At 75.3% G+C, this 12,209-nt stretch carries 11 protein-coding genes and 1 pseudogene; 8 read left to right on the top strand and 4 right to left on the bottom strand.

Translation table 11 applies throughout. The annotated features are described in order from the left end of the window. A pseudogene (locus HGCM_RS19445) lies at positions 1-374 on the top strand (1-pyrroline-5-carboxylate dehydrogenase); the annotation flags it as partial. Between the two features lie 42 nt (positions 375-416). On the opposite strand, the gene zapE reads toward HGCM_RS19445, so the two are convergent. After that, the gene (gene zapE / locus HGCM_RS11675) at positions 417-1,478 is read right to left on the bottom strand and encodes a cell division protein ZapE (RefSeq protein WP_019137021.1); all 1,062 of its coding nucleotides are present in this window, start codon (positions 1,476-1,478) and stop codon (positions 417-419) included. Positions 1,479-1,801: 323 nt separating this feature from the next. Here zapE and HGCM_RS11670 point away from each other — a divergent pair, with 323 nt between their 5' ends. From HGCM_RS11670 to cobA, 6 genes are read left to right on the top strand one after another with little or no spacing between them, the layout of a single operon-like run. Then, positions 1,802-3,463 (top strand): nitrite/sulfite reductase, encoded by a 1,662-nt coding sequence (locus HGCM_RS11670; protein ID WP_019137020.1) that lies wholly within the window; start codon positions 1,802-1,804, stop codon positions 3,461-3,463. Beyond that, a complete protein-coding gene (locus tag HGCM_RS20135; RefSeq protein ID WP_019137019.1) occupies positions 3,460-3,618 on the top strand; it encodes a hypothetical protein in 159 nt (52 codons plus the stop codon). The genes HGCM_RS11670 and HGCM_RS20135 overlap by 4 nt, the downstream gene beginning before the upstream one ends. Then, entirely contained in the window at positions 3,615-4,346 is a 732-nt protein-coding gene (locus HGCM_RS11660; protein ID WP_019137018.1) for a phosphoadenylyl-sulfate reductase, read from the top strand. Before HGCM_RS20135 ends, HGCM_RS11660 begins: the two co-directional genes overlap by 4 nt. After that, positions 4,343-5,290 carry a sulfate adenylyltransferase subunit CysD gene (gene cysD / locus HGCM_RS11655; RefSeq protein ID WP_019137017.1) on the top strand — a complete coding sequence of 316 codons (948 nt, stop codon included), beginning with the start codon at positions 4,343-4,345 and terminating at the stop codon, positions 5,288-5,290. The genes HGCM_RS11660 and cysD overlap by 4 nt, the downstream gene beginning before the upstream one ends. Continuing rightward, entirely contained in the window at positions 5,290-6,708 is a 1,419-nt protein-coding gene (locus HGCM_RS11650; RefSeq protein WP_019137016.1) for a sulfate adenylyltransferase subunit 1, read from the top strand. The genes cysD and HGCM_RS11650 overlap by 1 nt, the downstream gene beginning before the upstream one ends. Position 6,709: 1 nt before the next feature. Next, the gene (gene cobA / locus HGCM_RS11645; protein WP_019137015.1) at positions 6,710-7,912 is read left to right on the top strand and encodes a uroporphyrinogen-III C-methyltransferase; all 1,203 of its coding nucleotides are present in this window, start codon (positions 6,710-6,712) and stop codon (positions 7,910-7,912) included. Between the two features lie 39 nt (positions 7,913-7,951). Here cobA and HGCM_RS18890 read toward each other — a convergent pair whose 3' ends face one another. After that, the gene (locus tag HGCM_RS18890) at positions 7,952-8,659 is read right to left on the bottom strand and encodes an SDR family NAD(P)-dependent oxidoreductase (RefSeq protein ID WP_019137014.1); all 708 of its coding nucleotides are present in this window, start codon (positions 8,657-8,659) and stop codon (positions 7,952-7,954) included. Between the two features lie 84 nt (positions 8,660-8,743). Between HGCM_RS18890 and HGCM_RS11635 the strand changes: the two genes are divergently transcribed. Next, a complete protein-coding gene (locus HGCM_RS11635) occupies positions 8,744-9,229 on the top strand; it encodes a hypothetical protein (protein ID WP_019137013.1) in 486 nt (161 codons plus the stop codon). 58 nt (positions 9,230-9,287) lie between these two features. On the opposite strand, the gene HGCM_RS11630 is transcribed toward HGCM_RS11635, so the two are convergent. Both HGCM_RS11630 and gnd read right to left on the bottom strand, forming a co-directional pair. After that, positions 9,288-10,541 (bottom strand): carboxylate--amine ligase, encoded by a 1,254-nt coding sequence (locus tag HGCM_RS11630; protein WP_019137012.1) that lies wholly within the window; start codon positions 10,539-10,541, stop codon positions 9,288-9,290. Next, positions 10,538-12,016: an NADP-dependent phosphogluconate dehydrogenase gene (gene gnd / locus HGCM_RS11625; protein ID WP_051016212.1), complete on the bottom strand. Its 1,479-nt coding sequence runs from the start codon at positions 12,014-12,016 to the stop codon at positions 10,538-10,540. Before gnd ends, HGCM_RS11630 begins: the two co-directional genes overlap by 4 nt. Positions 12,017-12,209 lie beyond the last annotated feature (193 nt).

Genomic DNA, 12,209 nt, shown 5'->3' with positions numbered 1-12,209 from the left:
CCCTCGTCCGGGTGGTCGCCGCAGCCGCGGCGGCCGGCGCGCGGGTCGTGGTCTCCACCGGGACGCCCCTGCCCGGGCCGGTCGCGGACGCCGTGCGGCACGCGGCGGAGGCGGTGCACGTGGAGGACGACGAGGCCTGGCTGGCTCGCGTGCGGGCGCTCGGCGGCGGCCGCGTGCGGCTTGTCGGCGCGGCGGCCTCGTCGCTCGCCGCGGCGACCGGCGGCCGCCCGGACCTCGCCGTGTGGGACCACCCCGTCACGGAGTCCGGGCGGGTCGAGGCGCTGCCGTTCGTGCGCGAGCAGGCCGTGAGCGTCACGGCGCACCGGTTCGGCACGCCGAACCACCTCACCGACGCCATCCTCCCGGTGGGCTGACCGGCGCACTGACCCCGCGCGCCGCCCGAGGGCGGGCGGCGCTCAGCCCGAGACGAGCGCCGCGCCCTCGGCGGCCAGCGCGCCCAGGCGCGACAGCGCCCGGTAGTACTTCTTGCGGTACCCGCCGCGCAGCATCTCCGCGGAGAACAGCGGGGCCTCGCCGCCGCCGAGCAGGACGGGCACGTCGCGGTCGTACAGGCGGTCGACGAGCACGACGAGCCGCAGCGCGACGTCCTGGCGCGGCACGGGGCGGACACCCGTGAGCCCGACGAGCCGTACCCCGTCCAGCAGCGCGCCGTAGCGGCTGGGGTGGACGCGGGCGAGGTGGTCGAGGAGCGCGGCGAAGTCGTCCACCGTGGCGCCCTCGCGGTCGCGGGCGGCCGCGCGCACGGCGTCGTCGTCGAGCCGCGGCGCGTCCGTCACGACGGCACGGTGCCGGTAGTCCTCGCCGTCCACGCGCAGCACCTCGAAGCGGTCGGCGAGCGCCTGGATCTCGCGCAGGAAGTCCTCCGCGGCGAACCGGCCCTCCCCCAGCGACCCCGGCAGCGTGTTCGACGTCGCCGCCAGCGCGACGCCACGCTCGGCGAGCTCGCGCAGGAGCCGGGCCATGAGCACCGTGTCGCCGGGGTCGTCCAGCTCGAACTCGTCGATGCAGACCAGCGCCTTGGACGCGAGCCGCTCGACCGTCGGCAGGAAGCCCAGGGCCCCGACGAGGTTCGTGTACTCCACGAACGTGCCGTAGGCGGTGCGCTCGAGCCCGACGGCGTGCGCGAAGGACGTCAGCAGGTGGGTCTTGCCCACGCCGAAGCCCCCGTCGAGGTAGAGCGCGACGGGGCGGGACCGGCGCGGGCGACGCCACCAGCGTCCGCCGGTCGCGCCGACCTCGTCCACGGCGGCCCGCAGGCGGTCGACCGCCGCCTGCTGCGAGGGGTGCGCGGGGTCCGGGACGTAGGTGTCGAAGGTCGCCCGGGCGAAGTGGGGCGGCGGCACGAGCTCCGCGACGAGCCGTTGCGGGTCGACGCCGGGCGTGCGCCCCGCCAGCGCGGCGGGCGACCCGGCCTGCGCCCCGGCGGCGTGCGCGTCGGTCGGCTGCGCGTCGGTCACGGTCGGACAGCCTACGTCGGAGCGCGGTCGGCGAAAGCCCGACCGGTGCAGTCCGCATTATGGATGCCGTGTCTCATGATCCGAACGGCGTTTCCCGCTCGTGCTGATCGCCTGTCACTCTCGTCATGTGAGCGCGAACCGGACCCTCTGCATGTGTCGGCCCTGTGCCGCCATGCCGACGGCCGTGCGCGCGTGTGCGTGCTGTCTGCTGAGCGACTGACCCCGCCCCCCATCCCCCCGGGCGCGCGGTCTGCCCGGTGAGCGCCACCCTCCGAGGTGGCCGGAGCGGACGCACGCCCATGACCACCTGGAGGTAGCGCCTCATGGCGCAGACCAGGATTGCGCCGCCCGCGGCCCGCCACGAGGGCCAGTGGGCGTTCGACGAGACGCGCGAGCCGCTCAACGCCAACGAGCGGTTCAAGCAGGAGGACGACGGTCTCAACGTCCGCCACCGGATCGAGACGGTGTACGCCCGCGAGGGCTTCGCCTCCATCCCCGGCGACGACCTGCGCGGGCGGATGCGCTGGTGGGGCCTCTACACGCAGCGCCGCCCCGGGATCGACGGCGGGAAGACCGCGACCCTCGAGCCGCACGAGCTCGACGACGAGTACTTCATGCTCCGGGTGCGGTGCGACGGCGGGGCGCTCTCGCTGCGCCAGCTGCGCGCGGTCGCCGACGTCTCCGTCGAGTTCGGCCGCGGCACGGCCGACATCACCGACCGGCAGAACATCCAGCTGCACTGGATCCGCATCGAGGACGTGCCGGAGATCTGGCGGCGCCTGGAGGCGGTCGGCCTCTCGACGCAGGAGGCGTGCGGCGACACCCCGCGCGTGATCCTCGGCTCCCCCGTCGCGGGCGTCGCGGCGGACGAGATCATCGACGGCACCCCCGCGATCCACGAGATCCAGCGCCGGTTCATCGGCGACCCCGCGTTCTCGAACCTGCCCCGCAAGTTCAAGACGGCCGTCAGCGGCTCGCCGCACCACGACGTCGCGCACGAGATCAACGACGTCGCGTTCGTCGGCGTCGTGCACCCCGAGCTGGGTCCGGGCTTCGACGTCTGGGTCGGCGGGGCGCTGTCCACCAACCCGATGCTCGGCAAGCGGCTCGGCGCGTTCGCGACGCTCGAGCAGGTGCCCGACGTGTGGGCCGGCGTCGCCGGGATCTTCCGGGACTACGGGTACCGCCGGCTGCGCAACCGCGCCCGCCTGAAGTTCCTGCTCGCCGACTGGGGGCCGCAGCTGTTCCGCGAGGTCCTGGAGGGCGAGTACCTGGGCTACGCGCTGCCCGACGGGCCGGAGCCGCCGCCCCCGCCGACCGGCCGGCGGGACCACGTCGGCGTGCACCCGCAGCGGGACGGTCGCTTCTACGTCGGCGCGGCACCCACGGTCGGCCGCGTCTCCGGCGAGCTGCTCGCGCACGTCGCCGACCTCGTCGAGGCGGCCGGGTCGGACAGCCTGCGCCTGACGACCGAGCAGAAGCTCGTCGTGCTCGACGTCGCGGCCGACCGGGTCGACGACCTCGTCGAAGGGCTCGAGGACGCGGGCCTCGCCGTCCGCTCCGCGAGCACGTTCCGCCGCGGGACCATGGCCTGCACGGGCATCGAGTTCTGCAAGCTCGCGATCGTCGAGACCAAGGCCCGCGCGGCGCACCTCGTCGACGAGCTCGAGGACCGGCTGCCCACGTTCGACGAGCCGATCACGATCAACCTCAACGGCTGCCCCAACTCGTGCGCACGCATCCAGGTGGCCGACATCGGCCTCAAGGGCGCGCTGGCCGGCGGCGAGGACGGGTACCAGGTGCACCTCGGGGGCGGCCTGGGCCTGACGAGCGGGCTCGGCCGGACGCTGCGCGGCCTGCGCGTGCCGGCGGAGGAGCTGCCGGACTACGTCGAGCGCGTCACGCGCCGGTTCGACGAGCAGCGCGAGGAGGGCGAGCTGTTCGCCCAGTGGGCGCACCGGGCGGCCGAGGAGGACCTGCGATGACCGGGACCGACTCCGCACAGCGGGCCGTGCCGTACTTCTGCCCGTTCTGCGCGAGCGAGAACCTGTTCCCGGCCGGGGAGAAGCACGGCGAGTGGGAGTGCCGGGAGTGCGCGCGCGTGTTCGCGGTGCGGTTCGTCGGGCTGGTGACGCGATGACCACCGACACGCCTCCCCTGCTGCCGGCCGGCCTGCCCGCGACCGAGGACGGGCTGCGCTCCCTCGCGGAGCAGGCAGGACGCGACCTCGAGGGCGCCCACCCCTCGCAGGTGCTGCGCTGGGCGGCGGCCACGTTCGGCCCGTCCCTCGTCGTGGCCTCCTCGATGGGTGACGAGGTGCTCGTCCACCTCGCCGCCGAGGCGGTCCCCGGCATCGACGTCATCTTCCTCGACACCGGCTACCACTTCGCCGAGACGCTGGGCACGCGGGACTACTACGCGGAGTTCACCCCGGTGAGGCTGCGCACCGTCCTGCCGCTGCGCACCGTGCAGGAGCAGGACGCCGAGCACGGCCCGCGGCTGCACGAGCGCGACCCGAACCTGTGCTGCGCGCTGCGCAAGGTCGAGCCGCTCGAGCGCGGGCTCGCGCCGTACGCCGCCTGGGTCACCGGCATGCGCCGCGAGGACGCCCCGACCCGCTCCGACATCGGGGTCGTCGGCTGGGACGCGAAGCGGTCCATGGTGAAGGTCAACCCGATCGCCGCCTGGACGCAGGCCGACGTCGACGCGTACGTCGAGGAGCACCACGTGGTGCTCAACCCGCTGCGCCAGGCGGGGTACGCCTCCATCGGGTGCGCCCCCTGCACGCGCGCGGTCGCCCCGGGCGAGGACGCGCGTGCGGGTCGCTGGTCCGGTACCTCCAAGACGGAATGCGGGTTGCACACATGACGACGACGGACACGCCGCCGGTGGCGGCGCCCGCCCCGTCCGCCGCGGGGCGGACGTTCACCCAGCTCGACGCGCTCGAGTCCGAGGCCGTGCACGTCATGCGCGAGGTCGCCGGGGAGTTCGAGCGGCCGGTGCTGCTGTTCTCCGGCGGCAAGGACTCGATCGTCATGCTGCACCTCGCCCGCAAGGCGTTCTGGCCCGCGCCCGTGCCGTTCACGCTGCTGCACGTCGACACCGGGCACAACTTCCCCGAGGTCCTCGGCTACCGGGACGCCACCGTCGAGCGCCACGGCCTGCGCCTCGTCGTCGCGAGCGTGCAGGACGCGATCGACGACGGCCGGGTGGTCGAGCGGCCCGACGGCTCGCGCAACCCGCTGCAGACGGTCCCGCTGCTCGACGCCATCACGACGCACCGCTTCGACGCGGTCTTCGGCGGCGGCCGGCGCGACGAGGAGAAGGCCCGCGCCAAGGAGCGCGTCTTCTCGTTGCGCGACGAGTTCGGCCAGTGGGACCCGCGCCGCCAGCGTCCCGAGCTGTGGGACCTGTACAACGGCCGGCACCGCCCGGGTGAGCACGTCCGGGTCTTCCCGCTGTCCAACTGGACCGAGCTCGACGTGTGGCGCTACATCGAGCGCGAGGGCATCGAGCTGCCGTCGATCTACTACGCGCACGAGCGCGAGGTGTTCGCGCGCGACGGCATGTGGCTCGCCCCCGGCGGGTGGGGCGGCCCGCGGGCCGACGAGCGGCTCGAGCTCCGCACCGTGCGCTACCGCACGGTGGGCGACATGAGCTGCACCGGCGCGGTGGAGTCCGGCGCGACGACCGTCGCCGAGGTGATCGCCGAGGTCGCCGCGAGCCGGCTCACGGAGCGCGGCGCGACGCGCGCCGACGACCGGGCCAGCGAGGCCGCGATGGAGGACCGCAAGCGCGAGGGGTACTTCTGATGACGACGACCGTCCTCGACCCGGCCGGGGTCGACCACACGCACCGCGAGCTGCTGCGGCTCGCCACGGCGGGGTCCGTCGACGACGGCAAGAGCACGCTCATCGGGCGCCTGCTCTACGACACGAAGTCGGTGCTCGCCGACCAGCTCAGCGCCGTCGAGCGGGCCACCGCGGCGCGCGGCGGCACCGACGGGCCGGACCTCGCGCTGCTCACCGACGGCCTGCGCGCCGAGCGCGAGCAGGGCATCACGATCGACGTGGCCTACCGCTACTTCTCGACCGCGACGCGCGCCTACGTGCTCGCCGACACCCCGGGGCACGTGCAGTACACGCGCAACATGGTCACGGGCGCCTCGACCGCCGAGCTGGCGATCGTCCTCGTCGACGCGCGCAAGGGCGTGCTGGAGCAGACGCGCCGGCACGCCACCGTCACGGCGCTGCTCGGCGTCCCCCACGTGGTGCTCGCGGTCAACAAGATGGACCTCGTCGGCTTCGACGAGACGACGTTCCGCGCCATCGCCGCCGAGTTCGCGGCCTACGCCGCGGGCCTGGGCGTGCCGGACGTGGTGGCGGTGCCCCTCTCGGCGCTCGCGGGCGACAACGTCGTCGAGCGGTCCGTCCGGACGCCGTGGTACGACGGACCCACGCTCCTCGAGCACCTCGAGCAGGTGCCCGTCACGCGGGACGCGCGCACGGAGGAGCTGCGGCTGCCGGTGCAGGTCGTCATCCGGCCGCGGACCGCCGAGCACCCCGACTACCGCGGCTACGCGGGCAAGATCGCGTCCGGCGTCGTGCGCGTCGGCGACGAGGTCACCGTGCTGCCGTCGGGCAAGTCGAGCGTCGTGACGGGCATCGACACGTTCGACGGCCCCCTCCGGCAGGCGCACGCGCCGCAGTCGGTCACGCTCCGGCTCGCCGACGACGTCGACGTGGCGCGCGGCGACGTGGTCGTGCCCGCCGGGGCGGACGTGACGGTCGGCGCGGACCTGATCGGGACCGTGTGCTGGCTGGCGGAGCGTCGCTCGGTGCTCGGGCAGCGCCTCCTCGTGCGCATCGGCACGCGGACGGTCCGCGCCCTGCTGCGCGAGGTCGACGCCCGGCTGGACGTCGACACGCTGACGGCCGAGCCGCTGCGCGGGGTCGACACGCTGCACGCGGTCGACGCCACCGACACGTCGTCGGACGCCGCGCCGAGCGCCCTCGGCCTCAACGCCATCGGGCGCGTCCGGGTGCGGCTCGCGGAGCCGGTGCCGCTGGACCACTACGCGCAGCACCGGCGCACGGGCGGCTTCCTGCTCGTCGACCCGTCGGACGGCGCGACGCTGGCCGCCGGCATGGTGGGGCCCACGCTGCTCGACCGCCTGCTGCCGGACGAGCCCGACGAGGGCGCCGACTGGCTCGCCGGTGCGGGGATCTGACGTGACCGCGGCCGCCCCGGGCTACGCCCTGACCCTCGACGTGCGCGGCCGCCGCGCGCTCGTCGTCGGCGGCGGACCCGTCGCGGCACGGCGCGCCGCGCGGCTCGCCGAGGAGGGTGCCGACCTGCTCGTCGTCGCGCCCGCGCTGTGCGAGCCGCTCGCCGACCTCGTCGCGTCCGGCGCCGCCGCGTGGCGGCCCCGTGACTACCTCGCGACCGACCTGGACGGCGCCTGGCTCGTGCACACCGCGACGGGCGACCGCGACGTCGACGCCGCCGTGGCGGCCGACGCCGACGCGGCGCGCGTGTGGTGCGTGCGCGCCGACGACGCCACCGCCTCCGCCGCCTGGACGCCCGCGGTCGCACGCTCGGGCGACGTGCAGGTCGCCGTCACCGCCGGCGGCGACCCCCGGCGCGCGGCACGGCTGCGCTCGGCCATCGCGCTCCTGCTCGACACCGGCGAGCTGCCCCTGCGGCGTCACCGCCCCGGCGAGGGGCACGTGACCCTGGTCGGGGGCGGGCCCGGCGACGAGGGGCTCATCACGACGCGCGGGCGGCGGGCGCTGGCCGAGGCGGACGTCGTCGTGGTCGACCGGCTCGCGCCACGAGGGCTGCTGGAGCACCTCGACCGGGACGTCGAGGTCGTCGAGGCGGGCAAGGCGCCGCACGCGCACACCCTCACGCAGGACGAGATCAACGCGGTGCTCGTCGAGCGCGCGCGCGCCGGCCTGCGCGTGGTGCGGCTCAAGGGGGGCGACCCGTTCGTCCTCGGCCGGGGCGGCGAGGAGCTGGCCGCGTGCCGCGAGGCCGGCGTCCGGGTCGACGTCGTCCCGGGCGTGACGAGCGCGATCGCGGTCCCCGGCGCCGCCGGCATCCCCGTGACCCACCGGGGCGTCTCGCGCCAGGTCACCGTGCTGTCCGCCCACGACCGCACGCCGGACTGGCCGACGCTCGCGCGGCTGGACGGGACGCTCGTGCTCCTCATGGGCGTCGCGCAGCTGGCCGCGCACGCCGAGGCCCTCGTGGCGGCGGGCAAGGACCCCGCCACACCCGTCGCCGTCGTCGAGCGCGGCACCCTGCCGGGCCAGCGGACGACCACCGGGACGCTCGCCGACATCGCGGGCCGCGCCCGGGAGCGCGGGGTCGGCAGCCCCGCCGTGGTCGTCGTCGGGGAGGTCGCCGCGCTGCACGACGTGCTCGGCTGAGCAGCCGCCCGGGCCGGGGCGTGCCCGCCGTGCCCGACGTCAGCCGACGACGCGCGCCGTCGGGCCGTGCTCTCCCCCGACGGCCCAGTCGTCGCCCTCGGCGGCCAGCAGCACGTCCTCCACCGCGGCCACGACCGTCGCCGGTGCGAGCTCCGCCACGGGGTCGAGGTTGCGCTCGTCCCCCGCGAGGGCGGCCATCAGGGAGAGGTCGCGCACCCGCACCGAGGGGTACCCGTCCTCCTCCCGCAGGACGCGCGTCAGCATGCGCAGCCCGGCGCCCGTCACGCACACGCCGCCCGCGCCCGCGATCGCCTGCTGCGCCGCCACCCCGTTGAGGACGACGTGCACGCCGCCGCCCGCCGCGTCGAGGGCGGGGACGACGGCCCGCGCCGTGACGAGGTGCGGGGTCAGGTGGCTCTCGAGCACGGCGCGGAACGCGTCCGTGCTGGTCTCCAGCAGCCCGGTGCCGACGTCCCAGCCGCCGATGGCCGCGACCGAGCCCCGCACGTCGTAGCCGGCCACCGCGCGCGCGACCGCGCCGGGTCCCTCCTCGAGCTGGTCGAACGTCACGCGTCGCACCCCGGGCCGTCGGCGCAGCCACGCGTCGAACCGCTGCGACGCGCGGGCGCAGGCGACCACGGACCAGCCGCGCGCCGCGAACCCGTCGACGAGGTGCGTGCCCACGAAGCCCGTCGCCCCCGCCACGACCACGACCCGTCCCGAGTCGTCGGTCCCCGCGCTGGTCATGCCCCGACCCTAGGCGCCCGCGGCGCGCGCGGGAACGGCCGCGCCCGTCCGCCCCGCGCGCGGGCCAGTGGCTAGGCTCGTCGCGTGACCGACACGATCCTGGTCCTCACGGAGGACACCCTGGCCGACGTCGACGTCGAGCACCTGCTCGCCCTGCACGAGGGCGAGGAGCTCGCGTACCGGGTCCTCGTCCCTGCCGACAGCGACCAGCCGCTCGTCGCGACCATCGTCGACAACCTCGGGCTCGGCGAGCTGCGCGAGGCGTGGGACCGCCTGCTCGGCAAGGAGCCGACCGTCAAGGAGGCCACCGCCACGGCCGCCGACCGCCTGGCGCAGAGCCTCGCGGCGTTCGAGCGCGCGGGCCGCAGCGCGACGGGCCAGGTCGTCGACGACGACCCGCTGCCCTCCCTGCGCGCCGCCGTCGCCGACGGCACCGTCCGCGAGGTCGCCGTCGTCACCTACCCGCAGCTGCTGACCGACACGTTCCACCGCGACTGGGCGTCGCGCGCCCGCGAGGAGCTGCAGGTGCCGGTGCTGCACCTCTACTCGGGCACCAGCGAGCTGGGCTGACGGGCGCCCCCGGCCGGGCCGCGACGGCGACCCGGCCGGGCGCTGCTCCGGGCAGCCCTCAGAAGCCGCTGTCGGTCGGCGCCGGGTAGTACCGGCGGAACTTGCGCACCTGGTTCAGCAGGGCGACGCGCACGTACAGGCGCCGGCGCCACGGCGCGTCGGCGGCGTACCGCAGCGGGTGCACGGTGCGCCCGGCGCGGGCGAGCGCCCGGACCTTCGTCGCGAGAGCGGCGTCGCGCACGTAGCGCAGCAGCAGGCGCAGCGGGACCACCGAGTAGAGGACCTCGCGGTCGACGACCACCGGCTCGACCGCGCGTCCCTCGACGGCGTCCTCCACGACGAACCGCGTGACGTTCGCCCCCGCCGCGGTGACGTAGAAGTTATTCCGCCCGATGCGCGGGTTCACCTCGAAGAACCGCAGGCCCCCGTCGCGCGGGTCGACCTTGACGTCGAAGTTCGCGAAGCCCCGGTAGCCGGTGTGCTCGAGGAAGCGCCGTGCCTGGTCGAGCATCGCGTCGTCCCGGTACGTGATCATCGCGCAGGGGTTCCCGAGCCCCGTGGGCGTGTGCTCCTCGAGCAGCACGTGCGCGGCGGCGAGCAGCGTGATGACGCCCGAGCCGTCCACGTACCCGGTGACGGAGCGCATCTGCGTGTCGTCCCCGGGCACGAGCTCCTGGACGACGAAGCGGCCGCGGAACCCGGCGTCGCGCAGCGCGCCCCACAGCCACGTCAGCTCGTCGGCGGAGCCGATCTCGAACACCTTCTTCTTGCCCGCGAACTCGACGTCCTGGTAGTCCGCGCTGCTCGCCGCCTTCGCGATGAGCGGGTACGGCAGGTCGACGGGCACGGGCGCCCAGCCGGGCGCCTCGGACCGGGCGAAGTCCTGGATGATCGTGCGCGGGACGTCGATGCCCAGCTCGGCGCACATCTGCGCGAACGTCGCCTTGTCCGAGACCTTGTCGAGCAGGTCCTCGGAGAGGAACGGCACGACGTACTCGGTCTCCAGCAGGCCGCGGTGCTGCACGACCACCCGGACCAGCCAGTCGGAGTTGGCCATGAGCAGCAGCCGGCGGTCGGGGTACCGTCGGGCCACGTCCATGAGGCGCGAGACCAGCTGCTCCGGGTCGTGGCTGTCGTCGACGAGCTCGGGCTCGATGATCGTCGAGTCGGCCACGGGCCCGACCAGCGCCCCGGCGACGACGACCGAGCGCACGCCGTACTGCGCGTGGAACGCCCGGGCGAGCGCGTAGACGCCGATGTCGGCACCGAGGATGACGGGCTGCAGCGTGCCGGTGCGGGACGCTGCGCTCACGCGGGCTGCTCCGTGCGGTCGCCGGACCACTCGGTGTGGAAGGTGCCCTCGCGGTCGGTGCGCTGGTAGGTGTGCGCCCCGAAGAAGTCGCGCTGCGCCTGGATGAGCGCGGCGGGGAGCCGCTCGGCACGCACGCCGTCGTAGTAGGCCAGCGACGACGAGAACGCGGGCGTCGGCACCCCGTGCGTCGCCGCGGCGGCCACGACGCGCCGCCAGGCGGCGACGCCGTTGCTCACCGCGTCGGTGAAGTACGGGTCTGCCAGCAGCAGCGGCAGCTGCGGGTCGCGCTCGTAGGCCTCCGTGATCCGGTTGAGGAACCGCGCGCGGATGATGCACCCGCCGCGCCAGATCCGGGCCATCGCGCCCCGGTCGATCCCCCATCCGTAGAGCTCGCTGGCGGCCGCGATCTGGTCGAAGCCCTGCGAGTACGCCACCACCTTGGAGGCGTAGAGCGCGAGCCGGACGTCCTCGACGAAGGCGTCGCGGTCCTCGACCGCCCACGGCTGGGTGTGCGCGGGCAGGGTGCCCGCCGCGGCGGTGCGCTGCGGCACCGAGCCGGACAGCGCCCGCGCGAACGTGGCCTCCGCGATCCCCGTGATCGGGACGCCCAGGTCGAGGCCGGACTGCACGGTCCAGCGGCCGGTGCCCTTCTGCTCCGCGCGGTCCGCGACGACGTCCACGAACGGCCGGCCGGTCCCGGCGTCGGTGTGCGCGAGCACGTCGGCGGTGATCTCGATGAGGAACGACTCCAGGTCGCCGCTGTTCCACGTCGCGAACACCTCGCCGATCTCGGGGGCGCTCGCGCCGAGCCCGTGGCGCAGCAGGTCGTACGCCTCGGCGATCAGCTGCATGTCGGCGTACTCGATGCCGTTGTGCACCATCTTCACGAAGTGGCCGGCGCCGTCCGGGCCGACGTAGGTGCAGCACGGCACGCCGTCGACCTTCGCCGCGATCTCCTCGAGGATCGGCCCGAGGCTCGCGTAGGCCTCCGCGGTGCCGCCGGGCATGATCGACGGGCCGAGCAGCGCGCCCTCCTCGCCGCCGGAGACGCCCGAGCCCACGAAGTGCAGGCCGTGCTCGCGCAGCGCCGCCTCGCGGCGGATCGTGTCGGGGAAGTGCGCGTTGCCGGCGTCGACGACGATGTCGCCCTCCTCCAGCAGCGGCACCAGCTCGTCGATCACCGCGTCCGTCGGCGCGCCGGCCTTGACCATCACGACGACCTTGCGGGGCCGCTCCAGCGACGCGACGAAGTCCGCCATCGACTCCGACGCCACGAACGTGCCCTCGTCGCCGTGGTCCGCCACGAGCGACTCGGTCTTGGACCACGACCGGTTGTGCACCGCGACCGTGAACCCGTGCCGCGCGAAGTTCCGCGCCAGGTTGCGGCCCATCACGGCCAGGCCCGTGACGCCGATCTGCGCCGTGCCGGTCTGCGCCGTGCCGGGCTGCCCGGCGTCCGTTGACGTGGCGACCATGTGCGCCTGCTCCTTCGGTTCGGGCGACCGCGGGCGCACGGGGGCGCGGCGCGCGGTGCGGGATTCCTGGTCAGCGTAGCCCTCCGGTCCGCCGCCACCGGCGGCGCGGCCGTCACGCGAGACGCCGCCGCGGCGGCGGGCCGGCGGACGCCGACGGCGCGCGAGGTGCCGACGGGCGACGACGGGCGACCAC

The sequence above is a fragment of the Cellulomonas massiliensis JC225 genome, from assembly GCF_000312005.1.
GTDB lineage: Bacteria > Actinomycetota > Actinomycetes > Actinomycetales > Cellulomonadaceae > Cellulomonas > Cellulomonas massiliensis.
This window is presented reverse-complemented; position numbering and strand designations above follow the sequence as displayed.